Annotated in this window: 21 protein-coding genes; 9 read left to right on the top strand and 12 right to left on the bottom strand. The window is 72.5% G+C overall.

Annotation, left to right across the window (positions count from 1 at the left end; translation table 11 throughout):
• The coding region (locus ABZ154_RS03120) for a leucine zipper domain-containing protein (protein ID WP_356828512.1) at positions 1–180 on the bottom strand (180 nt) is incomplete at its 3' end.
• Between the two features lie 640 nt (positions 181–820).
• The gene (locus ABZ154_RS03115; RefSeq protein ID WP_356828510.1) at positions 821–1,474 is read right to left on the bottom strand and encodes a response regulator; all 654 of its coding nucleotides are present in this window, start codon (positions 1,472–1,474) and stop codon (positions 821–823) included.
• Between the two features lie 148 nt (positions 1,475–1,622).
• On the opposite strand from ABZ154_RS03115, the gene ABZ154_RS03110 reads away from it, so the two are divergent.
• From ABZ154_RS03110 to ABZ154_RS03095, 4 genes are read left to right on the top strand one after another with little or no spacing between them, the layout of a single operon-like run.
• The gene (locus ABZ154_RS03110; protein WP_356828497.1) at positions 1,623–2,606 is read left to right on the top strand and encodes a tripartite tricarboxylate transporter substrate binding protein; all 984 of its coding nucleotides are present in this window, start codon (positions 1,623–1,625) and stop codon (positions 2,604–2,606) included.
• Positions 2,603–3,142 (top strand): tripartite tricarboxylate transporter TctB family protein, encoded by a 540-nt coding sequence (locus tag ABZ154_RS03105; RefSeq protein ID WP_356828495.1) that lies wholly within the window; start codon positions 2,603–2,605, stop codon positions 3,140–3,142. The genes ABZ154_RS03110 and ABZ154_RS03105 overlap by 4 nt, the downstream gene beginning before the upstream one ends.
• Positions 3,143–3,145: 3 nt before the next feature.
• Positions 3,146–4,675, top strand: a complete 1,530-nt coding sequence (locus tag ABZ154_RS03100) for a tripartite tricarboxylate transporter permease (RefSeq protein ID WP_356828493.1) — start codon at positions 3,146–3,148, stop codon at positions 4,673–4,675.
• A 13-nt stretch (positions 4,676–4,688) separates the two neighbouring features.
• A complete protein-coding gene (locus tag ABZ154_RS03095; RefSeq protein ID WP_356828491.1) occupies positions 4,689–6,182 on the top strand; it encodes a trifunctional class I SAM-dependent methyltransferase/NUDIX hydrolase/VOC family protein in 1,494 nt (497 codons plus the stop codon).
• 27 nt (positions 6,183–6,209) lie between these two features.
• On the opposite strand, the gene ABZ154_RS03090 is transcribed toward ABZ154_RS03095, so the two are convergent.
• Together ABZ154_RS03090 and ABZ154_RS03085 are read right to left on the bottom strand one after the other, a co-directional pair.
• Complete coding sequence (locus ABZ154_RS03090; protein WP_356828489.1) at positions 6,210–6,722, bottom strand: DUF402 domain-containing protein; 513 nt, start codon at positions 6,720–6,722, stop codon at positions 6,210–6,212.
• Positions 6,703–7,623, bottom strand: a complete 921-nt coding sequence (locus tag ABZ154_RS03085; protein ID WP_356828487.1) for a GNAT family N-acetyltransferase — start codon at positions 7,621–7,623, stop codon at positions 6,703–6,705. The genes ABZ154_RS03090 and ABZ154_RS03085 overlap by 20 nt, the downstream gene beginning before the upstream one ends.
• Before the next feature lie 113 nt (positions 7,624–7,736).
• Here ABZ154_RS03085 and ABZ154_RS03080 point away from each other — a divergent pair, with 113 nt between their 5' ends.
• Entirely contained in the window at positions 7,737–8,111 is a 375-nt protein-coding gene (locus ABZ154_RS03080; RefSeq protein ID WP_356828485.1) for a GntR family transcriptional regulator, read from the top strand.
• A 27-nt stretch (positions 8,112–8,138) separates the two neighbouring features.
• Here ABZ154_RS03080 and ABZ154_RS03075 read toward each other — a convergent pair whose 3' ends face one another.
• Positions 8,139–9,233: a DUF5925 domain-containing protein gene (locus ABZ154_RS03075; RefSeq protein ID WP_356828483.1), complete on the bottom strand. Its 1,095-nt coding sequence runs from the start codon at positions 9,231–9,233 to the stop codon at positions 8,139–8,141.
• A gap of 255 nt (positions 9,234–9,488) precedes the next feature.
• Between ABZ154_RS03075 and ABZ154_RS03070 the strand changes: the two genes are divergently transcribed.
• Complete coding sequence (locus tag ABZ154_RS03070) at positions 9,489–10,298, top strand: SGNH/GDSL hydrolase family protein (protein WP_356828481.1); 810 nt, start codon at positions 9,489–9,491, stop codon at positions 10,296–10,298.
• A gap of 242 nt (positions 10,299–10,540) precedes the next feature.
• Positions 10,541–10,804, top strand: a complete 264-nt coding sequence (locus ABZ154_RS03065) for a hypothetical protein (protein ID WP_026242095.1) — start codon at positions 10,541–10,543, stop codon at positions 10,802–10,804.
• Positions 10,805–10,883: 79 nt separating this feature from the next.
• Here the strand turns inward: ABZ154_RS03065 and ABZ154_RS03060 are convergent, their stop codons facing one another.
• From ABZ154_RS03060 to hmgA, 7 genes are all read right to left on the bottom strand, one after another.
• Entirely contained in the window at positions 10,884–12,080 is a 1,197-nt protein-coding gene (locus ABZ154_RS03060) for a CaiB/BaiF CoA-transferase family protein (RefSeq protein ID WP_356828479.1), read from the bottom strand.
• A 57-nt stretch (positions 12,081–12,137) separates the two neighbouring features.
• Positions 12,138–13,424 (bottom strand): type ISP restriction/modification enzyme, encoded by a 1,287-nt coding sequence (locus ABZ154_RS03055; RefSeq protein ID WP_356828477.1) that lies wholly within the window; start codon positions 13,422–13,424, stop codon positions 12,138–12,140.
• A 413-nt stretch (positions 13,425–13,837) separates the two neighbouring features.
• On the bottom strand, positions 13,838–14,638 hold the full coding sequence (locus tag ABZ154_RS03050) for an ABC-2 family transporter protein (RefSeq protein ID WP_356828476.1): 801 nt from the start codon (positions 14,636–14,638) through the stop codon (positions 13,838–13,840).
• Between the two features lie 6 nt (positions 14,639–14,644).
• On the bottom strand, positions 14,645–15,484 hold the full coding sequence (locus ABZ154_RS03045; RefSeq protein WP_356828475.1) for an ABC-2 family transporter protein: 840 nt from the start codon (positions 15,482–15,484) through the stop codon (positions 14,645–14,647).
• The gene (locus ABZ154_RS03040; RefSeq protein WP_356828473.1) at positions 15,481–16,452 is read right to left on the bottom strand and encodes an ATP-binding cassette domain-containing protein; all 972 of its coding nucleotides are present in this window, start codon (positions 16,450–16,452) and stop codon (positions 15,481–15,483) included. The genes ABZ154_RS03045 and ABZ154_RS03040 overlap by 4 nt, the downstream gene beginning before the upstream one ends.
• 435 nt (positions 16,453–16,887) lie before the next feature.
• Complete coding sequence (locus tag ABZ154_RS03035; RefSeq protein ID WP_356828508.1) at positions 16,888–17,661, bottom strand: GntR family transcriptional regulator; 774 nt, start codon at positions 17,659–17,661, stop codon at positions 16,888–16,890.
• A 196-nt stretch (positions 17,662–17,857) separates the two neighbouring features.
• Complete coding sequence (gene hmgA, locus ABZ154_RS03030; protein ID WP_356828471.1) at positions 17,858–19,177, bottom strand: homogentisate 1,2-dioxygenase; 1,320 nt, start codon at positions 19,175–19,177, stop codon at positions 17,858–17,860.
• Positions 19,178–19,363: 186 nt separating this feature from the next.
• Between hmgA and ABZ154_RS03025 the strand changes: the two genes are divergently transcribed.
• Positions 19,364–19,984 carry a TetR/AcrR family transcriptional regulator gene (locus ABZ154_RS03025; RefSeq protein ID WP_356828469.1) on the top strand — a complete coding sequence of 207 codons (621 nt, stop codon included), beginning with the start codon at positions 19,364–19,366 and terminating at the stop codon, positions 19,982–19,984.
• 174 nt (positions 19,985–20,158) lie between these two features.
• On the top strand, positions 20,159–22,360 hold the full coding sequence (locus ABZ154_RS03020) for a molybdopterin oxidoreductase family protein (protein ID WP_356828467.1): 2,202 nt from the start codon (positions 20,159–20,161) through the stop codon (positions 22,358–22,360).
• Positions 22,361–22,363: the final 3 nt, after the last annotated feature.

The raw sequence follows: 22,363 nt of genomic DNA, 5'->3' as shown, positions 1-22,363 counted from the left end.
GTGGGCGGTAGGCCTCGATATGCCCATTTCGGCTGCCACATGAGCTACTGGCCGCCCGCCGAGGACGCGATCGACCAGGATTCGCCTGCCGTGAACGGTCAGCCGGGCATTACGGTGGGACACGAAGACCTCCGTGCGGTGAAGACTCGACACCTCCACCACACCGGAGGTCTTCGCCATGATCAAGCCCGGTCGACGTTAACAACGCTCGTGATCAATACAGCTAGTGCCTGGGAAGGCCGCTCGTCCACGTGCGTAGCTCCTCCATCAGGGCCCGCCGGCCCAACGCCCAGGCCGCAGCTCCTGTTCGGTGCGGACCGCGGCGGGCTCGACGACCCCGCCTTCTGCTCCGACATGGTGAAGTTCCTCGTCGCCGCGCTGGACACGGTGAACCCCGCCTTTGCTTGGGTGGGCGCGGATGCCCCGGCCTCGGAGGAGACCAACCTCGACTGGGTGCTGGGCCGACGCGTACGGGCTTCGGCGCGGGAGGCCCGCATGCTGTTGCGCGGCTACTCACGGACGACCGTGTGCCCGGAAGGGCTGTCCCGGCGGCCCGGCGGGCCCGGTGCCCTGGCCGCCACCGGCGCCTTCCACGCGGTCTGCCCGCTCCGGGCGGGCGGGGTGGTGCTCCAGGCGAGCAGAATGCCCGCCGAGTACACGGACGACGTCCTCCGCGGGGTCTTCGAGGCCCTGCGCCCGGTCCTTCCTGCCAGCGTCCCTCAATTCGACCCGTCCCACCCCCGACCTGCGTCACGTCCCGGAGGACGCGGCCCGCCCGGCGCGCTAGCCGCAGTCGCTGGGACCCGAACCCGCCGCGCCCTCACGAGGTCCACCGGTACCGCCGCTCCGGCCGCCCCGTCCCCCCGTACCGCAGCGTCACCTCCGCCCGGCCCGTCCCCACGAAGTGCTCCAGGTAGCGGCGTGCGCTCACCCGGGACAGGGCGCCCGCCTCCGCGCACTCCGTGGCGGACAGGCCTTCGGGGCTGCCCCGCAGGGTGCGTTCCACCAGGTCGGCCGTGGGGGCGGCCAGGCCCTTGGGGAGTTCTCGGGAGCCGGGCGGGCGGGTGCCGAAGATCTGGTCCACGTCCTCCTGGCGCGCCTCGCCCAGCTCGTCCAGGCGGGTGCGGAGCGCGGCCACATGGCGCAGCTGCTCCTGGAGGGCGGACCGGCTGAACGGCTTGATGAGGTAGTGCAGAGCCCCTGCCCGTAGCGCGGCTCGGATCACCCCCGCGTCCCTGGCCGCCGTGATGAACAGGGCGTCCGCGCTGGGGCGTGAGGCGTCCCGCTCCTCCGCCGAGCGCAGGGCGCGCAGTACGTCGATCCCGTCCATGTCCGGCAGGTAGATGTCCAGCAGCACCAGGTCGGGGCGCAGCCGCTCCGCCGCCCGCAGGGCTTCGGCGCCGTTGTGTGCCACACCGGCCACCGTGAAACCGTCCATTGCGGACACGTAGCGGCTGTGCAATTTCGCGACCATGAAGTCGTCGTCCACCACCAGCACCGTTGTCACGCCGACACGCTAAGCCGCGACCGCAACGACCACAACGTCCGTTGATTCCGGAAGAGAGACAGGGTGTTAACGCGCGGGCAACATGTGGGCCACTTCACAGTGAAAGGTGGAACTCGTGCGACTGCGCACCCCCGTCACCCTGCTCGGAGCCGCCCTGTTGGTGCTCGTGGGGCCGCCCCTGCTCGCCACGGGCGACGGCTCCGACACCGGCACCCAGATACCCGGGCTCCGCTTCATGGTCCCCAACACCCCGGGCGGCGGCTACGACATCACCGCCCGCACCATGGCCAAGAACGCCGAGGACGCCGGGCTCACCCACAACATCGAGGTGTTCAACCTGCCCGGAGCCGGCGGCACGGTCGGCCTCACCCGGCTCGTCGGCGAACACGGCAACGGCAAGCTCGCCCTCTCCATGGGCCTCGGCGTCGTCGGTGCCGTCCACACCAACAAGTCCCCGAGCACCCTCGCCGACACCACCCCCATCGCCCGGCTCACCGAGGAGCCGGACATCGTCGTCGTCGCCAAGAGCTCCCCGTACCGCACCATCGGTGAGCTGCTCGCCGTCTGGAAGAAGAATCCGGCCGCCGTGCCGGTGGGTGGCGGATCGTCGCCGGGCGGGCCCGACCACCTTGCCCCCATGCTCATGGCGCAGGCCGCCGGGATCGCCCCGAAGGCGGTCAACTACGTCCCGTTCGACGGCGGCGGCGAGCTCCTCGCCTCCGTCCTCGGCAACAAGGTCGGCTTCGGCGTCTCCGGTCTCGGCGAGTACCGCGACCAGATCGAGGCGGGCGAGCTGCGGCTGCTCGCCGTCACCGGCCCGAAGCGGGTCCCCGGCATGGACGCGCCCACCCTGCGCGAGGCGGGCCTCGACACCGAGTTCACCAACTGGCGCGGCATCGTCGCCCCGCCCGGCCTCTCCGATGCCGAACGCACCAAGCTCACCGGACTGATCACCAAGCTGCACGCGTCGAAGGAGTGGAAGGAGTCGATGAGGAAGAACGGCTGGGACGACGCCTTCCTCGCCGGTGAGCCCTTCGGGGACTTCCTCGACGAACAGGACCGGCGCGTCGCCACTGTGCTGAAGGAGCTGGGGCTGTGACCACCGAACCGACAGGGCCCGGCCCGAAGAGCGACACCACCCCCCGCTCCTGGCTGCGCGACCACTCCGAACTCGGCGTCTGCGTCCTCCTGCTGGCCATCGGCGTCCTCGTCCTCACCGATGCCCTCACCATGAGCGTCGACATCGCCCAGCGCGGCCCCATCGGCCCCCGGACCGTCCCCTTCGTCGTCGGCTCGGCGCTCCTCCTCGTCGCCGTCCTCCTCGCCGTCGACGTCCTGCGCGGCGGGCGCGGCGAGGCCGAGGGCGGTGAGGACGTCGACCTCGGCGAACCCGCCGACTGGCGCACCGTCCTCCTCCTCAGCGGCGTCTTCCTCGCCACCGCCGTCCTCATCGGCCCCCTCGGCTTCCCGATCGCCGGGGCGCTGCTCTTCTGGGGCTCCGCCTACGCCCTCGGCAGCCGCCACCACGACCGCGATCCGCTGATCGCCGCCGTCCTCTCCCTCGCCACCTACTTCCTCTTCGACCACCTGCTCGGCGTCCCCCTTCCGGGCGGCCCGCTGATGGGAGTGATCTGACCGATGGACTCCCTCAACTCCCTCCTCGACGGGTTCGGTACGGCGCTCACGCCGGCCAACCTGCTCTGGGCCGCCCTCGGCGTCCTGCTCGGCACGGCGATCGGTGTGCTGCCCGGCATCGGGCCCGCCATGGCCGTGGCGCTGCTGCTCCCGGTGACGTACGGACTCGACCCGACCGGCGCGTTCATCATGTTCGCCGGGATCTACTACGGCGCGATGTTCGGCGGCTCCACCACCTCGATCCTCCTCAACACCCCCGGCGAGAGCGCCGCCGTGGTCGCAGCGATCGAGGGCAACCCGATGGCGAAGGCCGGACGCGGTGCCCAGGCGCTGGCCGCCGCCGCGATCGGCCACTTCGCGGGCGGCATGATCGGCACGATCCTGCTCGTCGTCCTCGCCCCGACCGTCGCCTCCCTCGCCATCGGCATCGGAGCGCCCGACTACTTCGCGATCATGGTGCTGGCCTTCATCGCCGTCACCTCCGTCCTCGGCGCCTCCCGCATCCGCGGCCTCGCCTCCCTGCTCATCGGCCTCACCATCGGGCTGGTCGGCCTCGACCAGATGACCGGGCAGCAGCGCCTCACCTTCGGCTCGCTCCAACTCGCCGACGGGGTCGACGTGGTGATCGTCGCGGTCGGCCTCTTCGCGATCGGCGAAGCCCTCTGGGTCGCCGCCCACCTGCGCCGCTCCACCGGCGAGCCGATCCCCGTCGGCCGCCCCTGGCTGGGCCGGGCCGACCTCCGCCGCACCTGGAGGCCCTGGCTGCGCGGCCCGCTCATCGGCTTTCCGTTCGGGGCGATACCGGCGGGCGGCGCGGAGATCCCCACCTTCCTCAGTTACGTCACCGAGAAGCGGCTCTCCAAGCACCGCGCCCAGTTCGGCAAGGGGGCCATCGAAGGCGTCGCGGGACCGGAGTCGGCGGCCTCCGCCTCCGCCGCCGGAACCCTCGTCTCGATGCTCACCCTCGGCCTGCCCACCACCGCGGTCGCCGCCGTGATGCTCGCCGCCTTCCAGCAGTACGGGATCCAGCCGGGGCCCCTGCTGTTCGAGCGGGAGCCCGAGCTGGTCTGGGGCCTCATCGCCTCGCTCTTCGTCGGCATGGTGCTGCTGCTCACCCTCAACCTGCCGCTCGCCCCCCTCTGGGCGAAGCTCCTGCGGATCCCACGCCCCTATCTGTACGCGGGCATCCTCTTCTTCGCCGCCGTCGGCGCGTACGCGGTCGGCGGGGAGTCGCTGGACCTGGTGATCCTCCTGGTCATCGGTCTGATCGGGTTCGGGATGCGGCGCTACGGACTGCCGGTCCTGCCCGCCGTCATCGGCGTGATCCTCGGCCCGGCCGCCGAACAGCAGTTGCGGCGCGCGCTCCAGATCAGCGACGGCAGCGTGACCGGGCTGGTCAACACCCCGTTCTCCATCACCGTTTACGCGATCGTGGCGCTGATCGTGGCCTGGCCGCTGCTGTACCGGCTGGTCGTCGTGCGGCGGAACGACCGGAAGGAGGCCACGAAAGCCGGTTCTGTCAGCGGTGGCTGAGAGTATCGACGGCATGACGACGATCGACTGGGACGCGGCGGCCGGATCCTTCGACGAGGAGCCCGACCACGGGCTCCTCGACCCCGCCGTGCGCGACGCGTGGGCCGGGCGGCTGGAGAGCTGGCTGCCCGCCACCCGCGGGGACGTGCTGGACCTGGGATGCGGCACGGGGAGCCTCTCGCTGCTCGCCGCCGGCCAGGGGCACAGGGTCACCGCCGTCGACCGGTCGCCCCGGATGGCCGAGCTGGCCCGCGCCAAGCTCGCCGGGACCGGCGCCGAGGTCCTCGTCGGGGACGCGGGCCGGCCCCCGGTGGGGGAGCGGGCGTTCGACGTGATCCTGGCCCGGCACGTCGTCTGGCTGCTGCCCGACCCGGCGGCCGCCCTGGAGCATTGGTTCGGGCTGCTGAAGCCGGGCGGGCGGCTGGTGCTGATCGAGGGGGTCTGGGGCGGTGTCGGCCTCTCCGCCGCCCGGATCACCGCCCTGCTCGCCCCGCACACCGAGCGCGTCCACCACGAGGACCTGGCAGCGGACCCGCGGCTGTGGGGCAAGGAGGTCGACGACGAGCGGTACGCCCTGGTGGCCCGCGCCGAGCCGCCCCACCGGCACACCGAGGTCGTCGATGTCCACCTGATCCTGCGCCGCGGCCCGGACGTCCTGCTCGCCCGCCGCGCCGGCACGGGATACGCGGACGGCCTGCTGCACATGCCCTCCGGCCACGCGGAGGACGGTGAGGACGTCCGCGAGGCGGTGATCCGGGAGGCCGCCGAGGAGATCGGTGTCGCGCTGGACCCCGACGAGCTGCGGGTCGCCCTCGTGATGCAGCACCGCGGGCCCGGCGGCGGGGCGCGGATGGGCTGGTTCTTCGTCGCGGAGTACGACGCGGAGCGCCCGCCGCACAACGCGGAGCCGGAGAAGTGCTCCGAGCTGGGCTGGTTCCCGCTGGACGCGCTGCCGGACGACATGGTCGCTTACTGCCGTGCGGCCCTGGACGGTTACCGGGCGGGCGAGCACTTCCTGATCCACTGGCACGAGGACGGCGATCCGATCGCCCACCGGCCGGGCGGCCCGCGCCGGGCCGTTGCGCTGCCGCCCGCCGACGAGCGGACCGGCCGGGTGCACCACATCGAGCTGTGGGTGCCCGACCTCGCGGGTGCAAAGCGCCGCTGGGGCTGGCTGCTGACCCGGCTCGGCCATCTCCCGTACCAGCGCTGGGCGAACGGCCGCAGCTGGCGGCGCGGCGGGAGTTACGTGGTCGTCGAGCAGTCCCCCGACCTCTCCGCCGACCACCACGACCGCCGCCGCCCCGGCCTCAACCACCTGGCGTTCCACGTCGCGGACCGGGCCACGCTGGACTCCCTGACGGCCGAGGCCCCCGCGTACGGCTGGCGCCTGCTCCACCCCGAGCGTCACCCGTACGCCGGCGGTGAGGGCCACTGCGCCGCCTATCTGGAGGACGAGGCGGGGTACGAGGTGGAGCTGGTCGTGATGTCCACGCCCCGCCCCTGAAACGTGGTCGGTGGGGTGAGGGGTCGGTCAGGCCAGCAGGCCCGTCAGCCCCTCCGTCCGGGCCAGCCGCTCCAGCTCGTCCAGGGCTCCGGCCGCCGTCCCGGCCGCCTCGGGGTCGCGTACGGCCAGGCCGCTCGCCTCGAACTCATCCTCGTCCAGCCGGAGTACGCAGGAGCCGTCCGCCGCCACCCACAGGTCCAGGTCCAGATCCTCGACCGCCAGCACCCCGTCGGCCAGGACCGCGGGCCGCGTGATGTCGCAGTACCAGCCCTTGAGCTCGCCGTCGGCGGTGCGGACCTCCTTCACCGCGAACCACCGGTCCCGCCAGTAGTGCTCGGTGAAGACATCGCCCGGCTCGAACCGGACGAAGCCGAAGTCCCGCACCCCGGGCGCGGCCCACGGCGCCCGGACGGTGACCCGGCTGCCGTCGTCGCGGACCAGCTCCGCCGGATACCTGATCTTGGTGCGGCCCGCCTTGGTCAGGGCGACGACCAGCCCCTTCGAGCGGGGCGCGCGGGACTCAGCCGAGGGTGCGGGCATGGCGGACCTCCGTAGCGCGGACGGTGTAGCCGAACCACTTGTTGATGGCCAGCATCGGACCGTTGCCCGTGTCGTTGGCGGTGTAGGCGTCCGTGTACCCGGCCGCCCGCGCCCGGTGCAGCGAGTCGTTCTTCGCCAGCTTGGCCAGACCCCGTCCCCGGAAGGCCCGCAGGGTGCCGGTCATGTTGCTGGAGTACGTCCGGGTCCCGTCGGTGCCGGCCGCGCTGAACGCCGCCACCCGACCGTCCACCAGGACCACCGTGGTCAGGGCCGCGTCGAAGGTCGGGTGGCGCCAGGTGCTCGTCAGCCAGTCCTCGTAGTCGTCCAGCGCGGTGGGGATGTCGCTCGGCTCGTCCAGCGTCACCTCGGCGTCCGCCTCGAAGAGTGGCCGGGGATCACCGGCGAAGTCGGCGCCCGACCTCAGCTCGACACCCGCCGGGACCTCCTGGCGCGGCGGCAGGGCGCCGCCCGCCAGGTCCAGGTGCTGGAAGTGGGCGGAGCGGCCCGGCCGGTAGCCCCGGCCGCGGGCGAACTCCAGGCTCTCCGGCGTGTCCAGCACCCAGGCGTGCACGACCGTGGCCCCCGCCTGCGCCAGATGTTCCTCCGCCGTGCTCAGCAGCAGCGAGCCCGCCCCGTGGCCGGTGTGGCCGGGGAGCACGTGCGGGGTACAGGACCCCTGCCCCGGTTCCGTGCTGTCGTGGGCGATGCCGGCCTGCGCGGTGCCGATGATCTCGCCGTCCCGCTCGGCCACCAGCAGCCGGTGGTGCCGGTCCGGATGGGCGTGGGCCAGATCGTGGGTCACCTGCTCGGGAGTGGACACCAGGTAGGGGACCGCCGCCCGCCGGACGCGGGTCCACGCCTCCGCGTCGGACGGCCGGAAATCGCGCACAATCACTGTCATGCGGCGGAGGTTACGCGCGGCCCCGCCGCGACCGCCTCCCCTTTTTCCCGCCGCGGGGGGCGCCCGTGGGGGACAATCGGCCGGTGACTGAGAAGCCCGCGACTGAGAAGCCCTTGACTGAGAAGATCGTCCTGGACCCGGACTCCGGCATCGCCCCGTACGAGCAACTGCGCACCCAGCTCTCCGAACGGGCCCGTTCCGGCGTGCTCCCGGTCGGCCACCGGCTCCCGACCGTACGCGGCTTCGCCGAGGAGCTGGGCCTCGCCGCCAACACCGTGGCCAAGGCCTACCGCGCGCTGGAGGCCGACGGCGTGATCGAGACCCGGGGGCGCAACGGGACCTTCGTCGCGGCGGCGGGGGGAGCGGCCGAGCAGAAGGCCGCCGCCGCCGCGCAGAGTTACGCGGAGGCCGCCCAGCGGCTCGGGCTGCCCCGGGACCGGGCGCTGTCGCTCGCCCAGGACGCGGTGCGGGCCGCGTACACGCGCTGACCCGACCCGCGCCCACCCCCGCACCGGCTACAGATACAGCCCCGCGTCCGCCCCCGCGTCCTGCTTCGGCACCGACGCGGGGCCGATCCCCCGGCGCAGCGCGTACAGCTCCGCGAGCGAGCTGCCCTCCCGGCTCACGCCCTCCTCCGTCCCCAGCCAGGCCACCGACTCCTGGCGCGTCAGCGCGCCCACCTCGATCCGGGCCAGACAGCGTCCCGGCCGGACGACCGCCGGGTGCAGCCGCTCCAGGTCCTCGTTGGTGGTGACCCCCACGAGCACGTTGCGGCCCTGGCCGAGCAGGCCGTCCGTCAGGTTCAGCAGCCGGGACAGCGCCTGGCCCGCGGTGTGCTTGGCCTCGCCCCGGATCAGCTCGTCGCAGTCCTCCAGGAGCAGCAGCCGCCACCGGCCCTTCGCCGTGCCGTCGTCCTCGCCGATCGCGATGTCCATGAGATAGCCGACGTCGTTGAAGAGCCGCTCCGGGTCCAGTACGCAGTCGACCTGGCACCAGTCGCGCCAGGAGCGGGCCAGGGTGCGCAGCGCGGACGTCTTGCCGGTGCCGGGCGGCCCGTGCAGCAGGAGCAGCCGGCCCGCGATGTCGTCCGGAGTGACCTTCATCAGCCGGTCCATGGCATCGGCCACCGGTGCGGTGTAGTTGGGGCGCACCTCGTCCCAGCTGCCGGCGCTGATCTGCCGGGTGGTGCGGTACGGGCCGCGGCGCGGAGAGACGTACCAGAAGCCCATGGTCACGTTGTCGGGCCGCGGTTCCGGCTCGTCCTGGGCACCGTCGGTCGCCTGCCCGAGGATCGTCTCCGCCAGCTCGGGGCTGGTCGCGGTGACGGTGACGTCCGCGCCCCGGTTCCACCGCGAGACCAGCAGGGTCCAGCCGTCGCCCTCGGCCAGGGTGGCGCTGCGGTCGTCGTCACGGGCGGCCCGCAGCACCGAGGCGCGCGGGGGCAGCAGGGTCGCCGCGGCCTTGACCCGGTCGAGGGAGGAGCTGTGGGAGTACGGCTGCTCGCCCGTCGCGAAGCGGCCGAGGAAGAGCGCGTCGACGACGTCGGAGGGGGAGTCGCTGTCGTCGACGGTGAGCCGGATCGGCAGCGCGGACTCAGGGTTGGCAGACATGGCGCACATGATCCGGCACGGGACCACCCCGTGCACCCAGGTTTCACCGGTCCGCCCCGCCTCCCGGCGCCGGACGCGCCGTCACCTGCGGGCGCAGGAGGTGACGCTACGACACCGGCGCCGCAAGGCGCGTGCGTTGAGTCTCCGGGGGCGGGCGGAAGCACTCACCACTTATTTTTGGCATGAACACTTCCAGAAGAACGAGTGCGCTGCTACTACGGAGTAGGCAGATACCCCCTGCTCAAGGAGCCCTCCATGAAAATGTCCAGACTCGTGGCGTTCTCGTCCTCACTCCTGCTCGGTGCCGCCCTCGCCCTGACCGGTGCGGGGATCGCGAACGCCGACTCCTCCGTCCAGGCCGTCGACTACGTGGCCCTCGGTGACTCGTACTCCTCCGGCGTCGGTGCCGGCAGCTACGAGAGCTCCAGTGGAAACTGCAAGCGCAGCACCCGCGCCTTCCCCAGGCTCTGGGCCGCCGCCAACTCCCCGTCCAGCTTCGCCTTCACCGCCTGCTCGGGCGCCAGGACCAACGACGTCACGAGCAGTCAGCTCGGACCGCTCAACGCCTCCACCGACCTCGTCTCGATCTCCGTCGGCGGCAACGACGCGGGCTTCGCCGACGTCATGACGACCTGTGTCCTGCAGTCCGAGGCCACCTGCCTCAGCCGCATCGCCACCGCCCGCGCCTACGTCGACTCGACCCTGCCCGGCCGCCTCGACTCCGTGTACTCCGCCATCAAGGCCAAGGCGCCCTCCGCCCGGGTCGTCGTCCTCGGTTACCCCCGCTTCTACCAGCTCAACGGCGGCTGCGTGGCCGGCCTCAGCGAGAAGGAGCGCTCCGCCATCAACGGCGCCTCCGACTACCTGAACGCCGCCACTGCCAAGCGCGCCGCCGACCACGGCTTCACCTTCGGTGACGTCAGGACGACCTTCACCGGACACGAGATCTGCTCGAGCAACCCCTGGTTGCACAGCGTGAACTGGCTCAACATCGGCGAGTCCTATCACCCCACCGCGGCCGGACAGTCGGGCGGCTATCTGCCCGCCTTCAAGTCGGCCGCCTGACAGGCGAGGTACACCGCGAACCGGCCCCCTGTACGGGAGGTCCCGGCCGTCGGGGCCTCCCGTACCGTCGAACAATCCATCCGAACTGTCCGAAGTCGCCCTGGAATCGGGCTGATTCGGTAACTGGTCGTCAACCTCCGTATGTGTGTGCTCGATCCTGTGGGCGGGATACCCGTGTGTCACCGTGGGGCGATAGGGTTAACCTGCCCGGACCGGGTGCCCTCGTACGGGTGGGGAGTGACATGGAACAGATAACGGTGCGGAGCAGGCCTCGGGTGCCTGCCATCACATGCGGAAGCGGTGCGACCAGTACGCGCCTCGACCGCCATCTCGCGGTGCTCGGCGGCCCTGTCGTCCCGCAGCGCGAGTCGGCGGAGGCGACGCTGCTGATGCGCGAGCTGACCTCACGTGATGCCGCGCACACCCGCCGGAGCAGGAGCGCCCGCGTGTCGCTCTTCGCGCCGCTGCGGCGACTGCGGCGTTCGCTCTTCGGCAGCCGCCACTGACCGACGCACGTCGACCACTGGGCCGGCCCGCCGTTCGGGGCGGCCCTGCCGCTCGGGGCACCCCACCGCTCGGGGTGGCTCAGGCGATCACTCCGTCCCGGCGCAGCGCCGATGTCTGCTCGTCCGTCATCCCCAGGGCTCGCAGCAGTGCATCGGTGTGTTCACCCAGCGCCGGTACGGCTCCCATCCGAGATTCCGGGCCGCCCGGCAGCGTGATCGGCGGCAGCAGCGACCGCAACGGCCCGACCGGTGACTCCACTTCCCGCCACCGGTTCCGGGCCGCCAGCTGCGGGTGCGCCGCCACGTCGGCCACCGTGTTCAGCCGGGCGCAGGCGATGCCCGCCGCGTCCAGTGCGTCCAGCGCCTCCTGGCCCGTCAGCCGGGCCAGCGCCCGCCCCACCACCTCGTCGGTCCGCTTCCGGTTCGCGGTGCGCGCCGTGTTCGTCGCGAAGTCGGGGTCGTCGGCCAACCCGGGCAGTGCGAGTACCTGTTCGGCGAGCCGTCGCCACTCCCGGTCGTTCTGCACGGAGAGCAGGACCTGTTCGCCGTCGGCCGTGCCGTAGGCGTCGTACGGTGCGATCACCGAGTGCGCGAGCCCCGTACGCGGCGGGGGAGGGGCGCCGTGCATCCCCTGGTGCAGCGGATGCCCCATCCACTCGGCCAGCGCGTCCAGCATGGAGACCTCCACCGGCCCGCCGCGCCCGGTCGTACCCCGCCGCAGCAGCGCCGCCAGTACGCCGGAGAACGCGTACATGGCCGCCGCGATGTCCGCCGCCGGAATGCCCGCCTTCACCGGCTGATCGGCCGTCCCCGTGACGGAGACCAGACCCGCCTCGCACTGCACGAGCATGTCGTAGGCCCGCTTGTGCGCGTACGGTCCGCTCTCCCCGTAGCCGGAGACGTCCACGGCCACCAGCCGCGGGTGGGCCGCACAGAGCGTGGTGGCGTCCAGCCCGAGCCGGGCCGCCGCCCCCTGGGCCAGGTTCTGTACGAACACGTCGGCCCCGGAAACGAGTTCACGCACGACCGCCAGGCCGCGTGGGTCCTTCAGGTCGACGGCGAGGGACTCCTTGCCCCGGTTGCACCAGACGAAGTGCGAGGCGAGGCCGCGGGCCGCCGTGTCGTACCCGCGCGCGAAGTCGCCGCCGTCCGGGCGCTCCACCTTGATGACCCTGGCGCCGAGGTCGGCGAGCTGTCGGGTGGCGAAGGGGGCGGCGACGGCCTGTTCGACGGCCACCACGGTGATGCCGTCGAGGGGGAGTGGCGATGTGTTCATGGCCCCGTGCTTACCCTGTGACCGGCGCATGTACCACTCCCGTCCCTCACGGCAGGCTCACAGCAGCGCGAACTGCCCCTCTGGTCCCTCCTCCTGGTGGCCGAGGACCGAGGCGGGCCGCCGTACGGAGGCCGGGACCGGCAGCACCCCCGCCGCCCGCAGCTCGTCCCGGGAGATCAGGGGCGCCCGCTCCAGCCGGGCCCGCAACGCCTCCTGCCGGGGCCGCAACCCGTCCAGGAGCGCCAGTACGGTGATGAGCTCCAGCAGCTCCGAGGTCCACTCCGGGGTCCACCCGCGCGCCCCGACCGCATCCAGGCCCGTTCCCTCGGGCCCGTCCGGGGCCGTCCCCTCGGGCGTCGCGCCCACCGCTGCCGCCGCCCGGCGTTCGAACCAGAGCTCCAGCACCCGCACGCCGCTCACCGTGAACTGCCAGGCTCCCACAGGCACTGGCGAGATCCGGCCATCCCCGATGACCAGGGCCTCGGCCTCCGCGTCGTACATGATCCCGGCAGGCCGGGCCGGGAGGGCCGCCCGCACATACGGCCTGCGCCCGCCCGGCAGCCGGGGCCGCTCGCCGCCCCGGGCCCCGCGCAGCTGCAGCCGTACCAGCTCCCGGCCGAGCGACACCCCGGCCGCCCACACCTCGGCGTCGGCGGGCAGCGGGACCCGGCAGCCGGACGGCGAGGACAGGGCGGCGGCCCTGACCCAGGCCAGCACCGACTCGGGGGCGGTCTCCTCCGGCCCCAGCCGCGTACGCAGTACGTCCAGCAGGCCCGGTGCCAGATTGGGGTCGGCGGCGTCGGGCCGCCGGTACAGCGGCCGGATCCGGCCCGGGCGTCCGGCGGGGGAGTGCCCGTCGGGGAGCAGGTGGGTGACCGACAGGGCGGGCCCGGCGGTCCTGGGCACGTAGCGGTGTTCGACCGCGAAGAGCTGCCGCTCGTCGCCGACCCGCCACAGCTCCGGCCGGGCCGCGTCGATCAGCCGGTGGTCGGGAAGCAGCCACTGCTCGTCGAACGGGCCGTGCGCGATCCGTACGGGGTCGGGGCAGGCGCCCGGTTCGCGGGCGAAGCGGCCGGTGCCGGTGGACCGGCCGGGCAGCGCGGCGACCGGGGTGTGCGGCGTACGGGAGCGGCTCGGGCGGAACAGCCGCTCCTGCTCGGCGCCCTCGGCGGCGGCCAGGCGCTCCCAACGGGCCCGGAGCGCCGTGGGGTCGGGGCCGCTCACCCAGGAGCGGCCGGTTCTCAGGGGGCGCACCGACCAGGGCATCAGCTCGTCCAGCTCCACGGACTGCGGGTCCTCGCCCGATCCGGCCGCTGCCGTCGCCGCCGTCCTGCGCGCTGCCACCGAGCCGTCCTCCCCAGTCCGCTGCCCCTGACCCTGTCCGCAGGCCCTGTCCGCCGTGACCCGTTCGCATCGTAACGGCGGGGCCGGGTGCCCCCTAGCTGTTGCTGGCCATGACATCGGTAACGCTCACACGGAGGCGCGAGACCCAGGCAGGTGCAGACCAATGAGCGGTCCAGTGTCTGGCGGAGCTCCGGATCGAGCTGGATCGAGTAGTCGCTCACCTGGATCGTCAAGGCGTACCGGTCAGCAGCTTCATGCAGCCCGGACGGGGCGGGGCATGACCGGCATCGAGGCCTTGGCGGTCCACGAGTCGGCGCCCGTGCACTGACCGAGGCGGCCCTGGCGAGGGCCTGCGCCGGGATGCCGGCTCGCGGTGGGGAGGTCGTGCCGACAGGCTGACGGCGGTGGTCCGCTCAGTGACCACTGCTCTCGTAGTGGCGGGACTGCCGCTCCCAGAAGCGGTACGCGGTGTACATGAGCACGACGCCGATGCCCGGAGCGCCCCAGGCGAGCCATTCGGGCACGGCGAGTTCCTCCTCCCTGTCCATCAGCACGGTCGCCGGCAGATAGGCGACGAAGGCCAGAGGGAAGACGAAGGTGAGCCCGAAGCCGGCCATCGGGCCGAAGATCTTCAGCGGGTAGTTGCCGAAGTCGCTGAAGATCATGTCGATGGCGAACTTGATGGGGGAGACCCTCTTCATCCTGAAGACCAGTGCGGAGGCGGCCAGTTGCAGGGCACCCTCCACCAGTGCACCGCCCACCACCGCGAGCAGGAGGAAGCAGACGGCTCCCGGCGACCAGTCGACCGGCGCGGAGGCCGAGGCGATGGACAGGAGAACCAGTCCGCCCACCAGGTCACCGAGCGAGCTCAGCCGCACCCTGCGGGTGAGGAGCTGGACCAGCGGCGGCACCGGACGGACGAGGTAGCGGTCGTACTCGCCCTCGATGACGACCTCGTCGACGTGGATCAGCTGGTGGCCGGGGAGCAGCCACAGGCCGTGCGCTGTGAGCCTGATTCCGTAGAGGAAGGCGATCTCCGCCAGTCCCCAGCCGCCGACCTGCCCGAAGCGGTCCAGTACCGCCCAGATGAAGGCCAGTCCGACGCCCTGGTAGAACAGGCCGCCGATGATGTTGATGAACAGGTTCCCCCGGTACTGGAACTCGGCGCGGAACGCCGCACCGGCCAGCAGCAGATAGACACGCGGACCTCGCATCGCCCCTCATCCCCCCTGCGACATGACGCGGTGCCGGGCGCGCGACCAGACGAACGCGGTCAGTGCGCCGAGCGCGGCGATCCACGCGAGCTGGACCCCGAGGGCGGCCGCGATGCCGGCACCCTCGACCTGGCCCAGGTAGACGGCCGCCGGGGTGTACGCGGTGGCCTGGAAGGGCAGCCATTCCGCGGCCGCCCTGACCGGGCCGGGCATGAACCACAACGGGACCAGGGCTCCGGAGAAGAACTGTGCGACGAAGCGGTAGGCCATGAGGGCGCCGCTCACCTCCAGGGTCCAGAAGGAGACCATGCCGAGCAGCAGCCCCAGCAGCTGGTTCACGAACAGCGCGCCGATCAGCGCCACGGGGTAGGCGAACCCCGCGGCCGCCGAGGCGGGTGCCTGGCCCGCGCCGATCAGCAGGGCGAACGGCAGTGCCACCAGCAGGACCGGGACCGCCGCCGATGCCCACCCGAGCTGGCCGGCGAGCATCTGCCCGGGGAAGCCGATGGGCCGCACCAGGTCCACGGCGACCTTGCCCTCCCGTACCCGCTGGTCGATGGGGGAGGACCGCCACGGGCTGACGAGCTGGTACTGGAGCGTCGTCAGTGTCGCGTACGCCGTCATGGTGGTGAGGCTGAGTCCGTCCACCTCCTCACGGCCGTCGTAGAGGGCCTTCCAGACCACCGTCAGCAACCAGATATGGAGGAGCATCATCGCGAAGGACGACAGATAGGCCGTGCGGTAGGTGAGGGCGGCGCGGAACTCCATCCGGGCGCAGGCGAGATGTGCCTGCAGCAGCGTGCCAAGTGGCTGCTTCGCGGCGGCGCGGGCCGTCGGGGCGGTCATCCGCGATCCGCGTAGATCCGGTGGATGACGCTCTCCAGCTCGGGTTCCACGATCGACAGATCGGTCACCCGGTGCTGCGCCAGCACCGCGGCCACCAGTTCGGCGGGTGGTGTGCGGACGGGGTCGAAGCGCAGCCACACCTTGCCGCCCTCCCGGCGGACGACCTCCGCGCCCTCGACGCTCTCCAGCCGGTCGGTCTGCACCACGAGTTCGCGGTGCGGGGCGTAGCGGGTCTTCAGCTCGTCCACCGCGCCGTCGTAGGCGACCTTGCCGTGGTCGATGAGGATGATCCGGTCGCACAGTTCCTCGACGTCGTCGAGGTCGTGGGTGGTGAGCACGACCGTGGTACCCGATGCGCGATTCAGCTCCCCGACGAAGGTGCGTATCCGCTCCTTGGCTATGAGGTCGAGCCCGACGGTCGGCTCGTCCAGGTAGAGGATGTCCGGGTCGTAGAGCATCGCGGCGGCGAGGTCGCCGCGCATCCTCTGGCCCAGAGAGAGCTGGCGGACGGGGGTGTCGAGGAACGGACCGAGGTCGAGCACCTCGCTGAACTGCCGCTGCTTCTCGCGGAACCGGTCCTGCGGCACGTCGTAGAGACGGCTGATCAGCCAGAGCGAGTCGCGCAGTGGCAGGTCCCACCAGAGCTGGCTGCGCTGGCCGAAGACCACGCCTATCCGGCGGGCGTTGCGGGATCTGTCTCGCCAGGGTGTGGCGCCGGCGACCGTGACCGTGCCGGACGTGGGTACGAGGATGCCCGTGAGCATCTTGACGGTGGTGGACTTCCCCGCGCCGTTGGGGCCGAGATAGCCGACCATCTCGCCCTGCTGGACCTTGAAGTTGACACCGTCGACGGCACGCTGGACGGTCTGCTCGCGTGTCAGCAGCGTGCGGATGCCCGCGAAGGTGCCCTCCAGCCGTTTGGGTCGGCTGAACTCCTTGACGAGATCTGTCACCTCGATGACGGGCATGTGTGCCTCTCCTGGCGCAGGCCGGGCCCTGTCGGGCGGGGTCGAGCAGAGAGTGTGCACACGGGGGCTTGGTCTAGTCCAATCAATTTAACGTTCGGTGAGAGTGATGCGCCGAATCGACCGCCCAGCAGTGCTCGGGCTGGTCGCGCTGCCTCGTCGCCGCCGCGCGGGACCGGGGCGCATGCGCGATCGGCTACCGTCGGCACGACATCGCCCGCACCCGGACCGGGGACCAGGGAACAGGCTCAACCCGCCGAAGGGCGAGCGGCGAGTCTGCTACGCCGAGGACCAGGTGGTGGTCGCGAGGGAGCACCACCACCTGCCCTCGATCGCCGCCGGACCGGGCGAATCCGCCACCGCGGCCCATGGAGGCCGGGGCGTGTCCGGCGGATAAGGCCGAGCTCGCGGGGGCCGGCCTGATGCGGACGAGAGACCCTAGTGGGCCTCCACCGTCACGGAGAACGAGAACCGGTCGCCCCGGTAGCGGATCCGGGCCACATCCACCACGCGCCCCTCCTCGTCGTACGTCACGCCCGTGTAGTGCAGGATCGGACTGAGCAGCGGGACCTGGAGGAGCTCGGCGGTGACCGGGTCGGCGAGCCGGGCCTCCACCGTGTCGGTGATCCGGGAGATCCTGACCCCGACGACATCGCGCAGCACCTTGGTCATCGGCCAGCGTTCGAGATCGGCCACGGCGATACGGGCGGCGACGTCGGGGCGTACCGCGTTCTCCGCCCAGTTGGTCGGCTCGTCGCTCTCGCCGTCGCGGCGCAGGCGCCGGTAGCTGACCACCTCGCCGCAGTCCGGGAAGAACTCGGCTAGGTCGCCCGGCACCGGCACCGCCCCGTGGCCGAGAACCGTCGTCGCCTCCCCGGACTGCTGGGCGACGATCGCGTCGACCGAACCCAGCAGCCGGACCGGGGAGACCCGCCGGGCGCGCGGCTCGATGAACGTGCCGCGCCGCCGGTGCCGGCTGATCAGCCCCTCCGTCTCCAGCTCCTTGAGCGCCTGCCGCATCGTGAGCACGCTGACCCCGTAGTGCGAGGCGAGCTGCTCCTCCGTGGGCAGCCGCGGGGAGGCGTCCTGCGGGCGGCCGAGTATGGAGGCCCGCAGGGACTGGGAGACCTGATACCAGAGCGGCAGCTTCCGGTTGAGGACGAGCGAGTCGGGGGCGAAGGCGGGTGCGTGCGCGCGGCCCACCGGGTTCACGCCGGCCCCCGGCCTCGCCCCGGCCTCCGTGGCACCGAGCGGTGCCCGGTTCACCTCGGCTCCGGCCTCAGCCCGTGCCGCCGCGTCTCCGCGCGCCCCCGCTTGGGCAGTCCCCGCGTCGGTCGTCGTCTCATGGCTCTCCGTCACGTCGTCCCCGTCCCGTCCCTCCGGGCCCCTCCGGCCGTCTGGCCCGTCTCTACGGCCGGAAGTTGCGGCTCAGACCCTGCCACACGTCGTCGTAGCCGTGCTGCAGATGACCGGCCCCGGCCGCCTGCGGGGTCGCGATGATGGGCCAGCGGGTCTCGAACATGAAGGCCAGGCCGTCCTCGATCTTCTGCGGCTTCAGCTCCGCCGCGCTCGCCCGGTCGAAGGTCTCGCGGTCCGGCCCGTGGGCCGACATCATGTTGTGCAGCGAGCCGCCGCCGGGCACGAAGCCGTCCGCCTTCGCGTCGTACGCGCCGTCGATCAGCCCCATGTACTCGCTCATCACGTTCCGGTGGAAGTACGGCGGCCGGAAGGTGTCCTCGCCGACCAGCCAGCGCGGGGCGAAGACGACGAAGTCGACACCGGCCAGGCCGGGGGTGTCGGACGGCGAGGTCAGCACCGTGAAGATCGAGGGGTCGGGGTGGTCGTAGCTGATCGAGCCGATGACGTTGAACCGGCGCAGATCGTAGACGTACGGGGTGTGGGTGCCGTACCAGGCGACGACGTCGAGCGGGGAGTGGTCGTACGTCGCCGACCAGAGGTTCCCGCAGAACTTGTTGACCACCTCCACCGGCCGGTCGTCGTCCTCGTACGCGGCGACGGGGGCCAGGAAATCCCGGGCGTGCGCCAGGCCGTTGGCACCGATCGGCCCGAGGTCCGGGAGCACGAACGGGCGGCCGTAGTTCTCGCAGACGTACCCGCGTGCGGTCTCCTCCAGCAGCTCCACCCGGAAGCGGACGCCCCGCGGGATCAGCGCGACATGGCCCGGTTCGGCGCGCAGCAGGCCCAGTTCGGTGCGGAGCAGCAGCCCGCCGCGCTCCGGGACGATCAGCAGTTCACCGTCGGAGTCGCTGAACACCCGGTCGGTCATCGAGCAGTTGGCGTGGTAGAGGTGCACCGCCATGCCCGTGCGCTGGGTCGCGTCACCGTTGCCGCCCAGGGTCCACAGCCCGCTGACGAAGTCGGTGCCGGGGGCGGGGCCGGGGAGCGGGTTCCAGCGGAGCCGGTTCGGGTCCGGCACGGCCTCGGTGAAGGGCGCCGTGCGCAGGCCGCCGTTGTCGGTCCGGGCGAAGGCCGGGTGTACGGCGGAGGGGCGGATCCGGTAGAGCCAGGAGCGGCGGTTGTCGGCGCGGGGCTCGGTGAAGGCAGAGCCGCTCAGCTGCTCCGCGTAGAGACCGAGGGGCGCGCGCTGGGGGGAGTTGCGGCCGTGCGGCAGTGCCCCCGGCACCGCCTCCGAGCTGTGCTCGTTGCCGAAACCGGAGGAGTACGTCAGTCCCTCCGCCGTCTTCCTCGCCTGCTCGATGCCGCTCATCCCGCACTCCCGGTGACCGTGAAGCCCATGGATCCGCCGGACAACGAATCCTATGGGACACCGTAGGAATACGAGACGGGCGCGTCAACGTCCTGGATCACGCCATTCGGGGGTCCGGGCATCCGGTCCGGGGCGTGGGGCGGCATCCGAGGGGCTGCGGACGGCGCCCGGAAGCTCCACGGCATCATGGGATCCGTGCCCCATCCGAACCCGAACCTCCGCCGCGCCCCCGTGCAGCAGCGCAGCGCCGACCGGCTCGCCCGGATACTCGACGCCTGCGCCGGACTGCTCGACGAGACCGGCTACGAGCAGCTCTCCACCCGTGACGTCGCGTTGCGCGCCGAGGTGCCCATCGGCTCCGTCTACCGCTTCTTCTCCAACAAACGGGCCCTCGTCGACGCTCTGGCGCTGCGCAACCTGGACCTCTACGCCGAGCGCATCACCGCCCGGCTCGGCTCCCTCCCCGCCGACGACTGGCGCGGGGCGATCGACGCGGTGCTGGACGAGTACCTGGCGATGAAGCGGACCGTGCCCGGCTTCGCCCTGGTCGACTTCGGGCCCCCGTCGCCCGCCGAGGAGGCGTCGGACGACGCCAACCGCCGCCTCGCGGGCCGGCTCACCGACCTCCTCGCCGGACACCTCGGCCGGCACCCCGGGCCGGAGCTGCTGCGGGCCATCCTGGTGAGCGTCGAGGCGGCGGACGCGCTGCTCCAGCTCGCCTTCCGTACGGACCCGTCGGGCGACCCGGCGATCGTCGCCGAGACCAGGACGCTGGTACGGGCGTACCTCGCGCAGATCCTGGACTGAGGGGGCGGGGTGCGGGCGGAGCCTCGCAGGGGTGGGCGCCAAGTGCCAGCCTCCAGCACCTCCCCACCATGCGTACCGGTCGGTATGCTCGCGGTGCCGGGCCGCTCGTCCACCCGCCCGGCCACAGCCGCGTGCTCTCAGCGCCGTCACCGCCGTCGCCCCGGGGAGGGCCCCATGTCCCACGCATCCCGTACCGCACCGCGTATCTGCCCCCTCTGCGAAGCCACCTGCGGCCTCACGCTCACCATCGAGGGGACCACCGTCACCGGTGCGCGCGGCGACCGCGACGACATCTTCAGCCGGGGCTTCATCTGCCCCAAGGGGGCGTCCTTCGCAGGTGTGGACGCCGACCCCGACCGGCTGCGCGTCCCGCTCGTGCGCGGGGAGGACGGGGCGCTGCGGGAGGCGAGCTGGGACGAGGCGTTCGACCGGATCGCCGCCCGCGTACCGGCCCTCGTCGAGGCCCACGGTCCGCAGGCCGTCGGAGTCGTCCTCGGCAACCCGAACGTCCACACCATGGCGGGCTCCCTCTACCCGCCCCTGCTCCTCGCCGCCCTGCGCACCCGCAACGTCTTCACCGCGAGCACCCTGGACCAGATGCCCAAGCACGTCTCCAGCGGGCTGCTCTTCGGGGACGCCAACGCGATTCCCGTACCGGACCTCGACCGCACGGACCACCTCCTCCTGATCGGCGCCAACCCGCTGGAATCCAACGGCAGCCTCTGCACCGCCCCCGACTTCCCCGGCCGGCTCAAGGCGCTGCGGCGGCGCGGCGGCACCCTCACCGTCATCGACCCGCGCCGCACCCGGACCGCCCGGCTCGCCGACCGGCACGTGGCGATCCGGCCGGGAGCCGACGCCCTGCTGCTCGCCGCGATGGCCCACGTCCTTCTCCAGGAGAGGCTCACCGACCCCGGCGTGCTCGCCGAGCACCTGGAGGGGACGGACGAACTCGCCGCCGCGCTCGCCGACTTCACCCCGGAGGCGGTCGCCACCGCGTGCGATGTGGACGCGGCCACCATCACCGCCCTCGCCCGCGAACTGGCCGCCGCCCCCACCGCCGCCGTCTACGGGCGGATCGGCAGCTGCACCGTGGAGCACGGCACCCTCGCCAGCTGGCTGGTGGACGTCCTCAACATCCTCACCGGCAACCTCGACCGCCCCGGCGGCGCGCTGTTCCCCCTCTCCGCGACGGCCCGCGCACCCCGCCCCGCCGCCCCCGGCAAGAGCGCCGCCCCCGGCAAGGGCTTCGCCCTCGGCCGCTGGGCGAGCCGCGTCTCCGGTCACCCCGAGGCCAAGGGCGAACTCCCCACCGCCGCCCTGGCCGAGGAGATCGAGACCCCGGGAGAGGGCCGCATCCGGGTCCTGGTCGTCCTCGCCGCCAACCCCGTCCTCTCCGCGCCCGACGGCGACCGGCTGGACGCGGCGCTCGCCGGTCACCTCGACTTCATGGTCAGCGTCGACCCGTACCTGAACGAGACCTCCCGCCACGCCGACGTCGTCCTGCCCCCGCCGCCGCCCTCGCAGAGCGCCCACTTCGACTTCGCCTTCAACTCCTTCGCCGTGCACAACCAGGTCCGCTACACCCCGGCCCCCGTACCGCTGGAGGAAGGCCGGATGGACGAGAGCGAGATCCACGCCCGGCTGATCCTCGCGGTGAGCGGGATGCACGGCGCCCCGCCGTCCGCCGTCGACGACCTCGCCATCACCACCGCGATCACCAAGGCGGGCGCCCCGAAGGGGCTGGCCGACGAGCTCACCGGCGGAAGCGGCCCCGAACGCCGCCTCGACCTCATGCTGCGCCTCGGCCCCTACGGTCTGACGCTGGAGCAGCTCCTCGCCCACCCGCACGGCATCGACCTCGGTCCGCTGAAGCCCCGCCTGCCGCAGATCCTGCGCACCCGCTCCGGCCGCATCGAACTGCTTCCCGCCCCGATCGCCGCCGATCTGCCCCGCCTGCGCCGGGCGCTGGGCGAGAGGCCCGCCCCGCTCGTCCTCGTCGGCCGCCGCCATCTGCGCTCCAACAACAGCTGGATGCACAACGTGGGCTCGCTCAGCGGCGGGTCCAACGTCTGCACCCTCCAGATCCACCCCGACGACGCGGCCCGCCTCGGGCTCGTGGACGGCGCCACCGTACGGATCGAGTCGGCGGGCGGCGGGATCGAGGCCCCCGCCGAGATCACGGACACCGTGCGCAGCGGAGTGGTGAGCCTCCCGCACGGCTGGGGCCACAGCCGTCCCGGCACCCGCATGTCGGTGGCCGCCGCCCACCCCGGGGTGAACGTGAACCAGCTGCTGGACGGCACTCTCCTGGACCCGCTGTCCGGCACGGCCGTGCTGAACGCCATTCCGGTCTCCGTCACCCCCTCGCGTTAACAC

Source organism: Streptomyces sp. NPDC006261 (assembly GCF_040613515.1).
Classification (GTDB): domain Bacteria; phylum Actinomycetota; class Actinomycetes; order Streptomycetales; family Streptomycetaceae; genus Streptomyces.
This window is presented reverse-complemented; position numbering and strand designations above follow the sequence as displayed.

What these genes read in the sequence shown, in the direction of transcription:
- ABZ154_RS03115 (WP_356828510.1), bottom strand. Translation starts at nt 1,474, where the DNA reads ATGGTCGCGAAATTGCACAGCCGCTACGTGTCCGCAATGGACGGTTTC.
- ABZ154_RS03100 (WP_356828493.1), top strand. Translation starts at nt 3,146, where the DNA reads ATGGACTCCCTCAACTCCCTCCTCGACGGGTTCGGTACGGCGCTCACG.
- ABZ154_RS03095 (WP_356828491.1), top strand. Translation starts at nt 4,689, where the DNA reads ATGACGACGATCGACTGGGACGCGGCGGCCGGATCCTTCGACGAGGAG.
- ABZ154_RS03090 (WP_356828489.1), bottom strand. Translation starts at nt 6,722, where the DNA reads ATGCCCGCACCCTCGGCTGAGTCCCGCGCGCCCCGCTCGAAGGGGCTG.
- ABZ154_RS03085 (WP_356828487.1), bottom strand. Translation starts at nt 7,623, where the DNA reads ATGACAGTGATTGTGCGCGATTTCCGGCCGTCCGACGCGGAGGCGTGG.
- ABZ154_RS03075 (WP_356828483.1), bottom strand. Translation starts at nt 9,233, where the DNA reads ATGTCTGCCAACCCTGAGTCCGCGCTGCCGATCCGGCTCACCGTCGAC.
- ABZ154_RS03070 (WP_356828481.1), top strand. Translation starts at nt 9,489, where the DNA reads ATGAAAATGTCCAGACTCGTGGCGTTCTCGTCCTCACTCCTGCTCGGT.
- ABZ154_RS03065 (WP_026242095.1), top strand. Translation starts at nt 10,541, where the DNA reads ATGGAACAGATAACGGTGCGGAGCAGGCCTCGGGTGCCTGCCATCACA.
- ABZ154_RS03060 (WP_356828479.1), bottom strand. Translation starts at nt 12,080, where the DNA reads ATGAACACATCGCCACTCCCCCTCGACGGCATCACCGTGGTGGCCGTC.
- ABZ154_RS03050 (WP_356828476.1), bottom strand. Translation starts at nt 14,638, where the DNA reads ATGCGAGGTCCGCGTGTCTATCTGCTGCTGGCCGGTGCGGCGTTCCGC.
- ABZ154_RS03045 (WP_356828475.1), bottom strand. Translation starts at nt 15,484, where the DNA reads ATGACCGCCCCGACGGCCCGCGCCGCCGCGAAGCAGCCACTTGGCACG.
- ABZ154_RS03040 (WP_356828473.1), bottom strand. Translation starts at nt 16,452, where the DNA reads ATGCCCGTCATCGAGGTGACAGATCTCGTCAAGGAGTTCAGCCGACCC.
- hmgA (WP_356828471.1), bottom strand. Translation starts at nt 19,177, where the DNA reads ATGAGCGGCATCGAGCAGGCGAGGAAGACGGCGGAGGGACTGACGTAC.
- ABZ154_RS03025 (WP_356828469.1), top strand. Translation starts at nt 19,364, where the DNA reads ATGGGATCCGTGCCCCATCCGAACCCGAACCTCCGCCGCGCCCCCGTG.
- ABZ154_RS03020 (WP_356828467.1), top strand. Translation starts at nt 20,159, where the DNA reads ATGTCCCACGCATCCCGTACCGCACCGCGTATCTGCCCCCTCTGCGAA.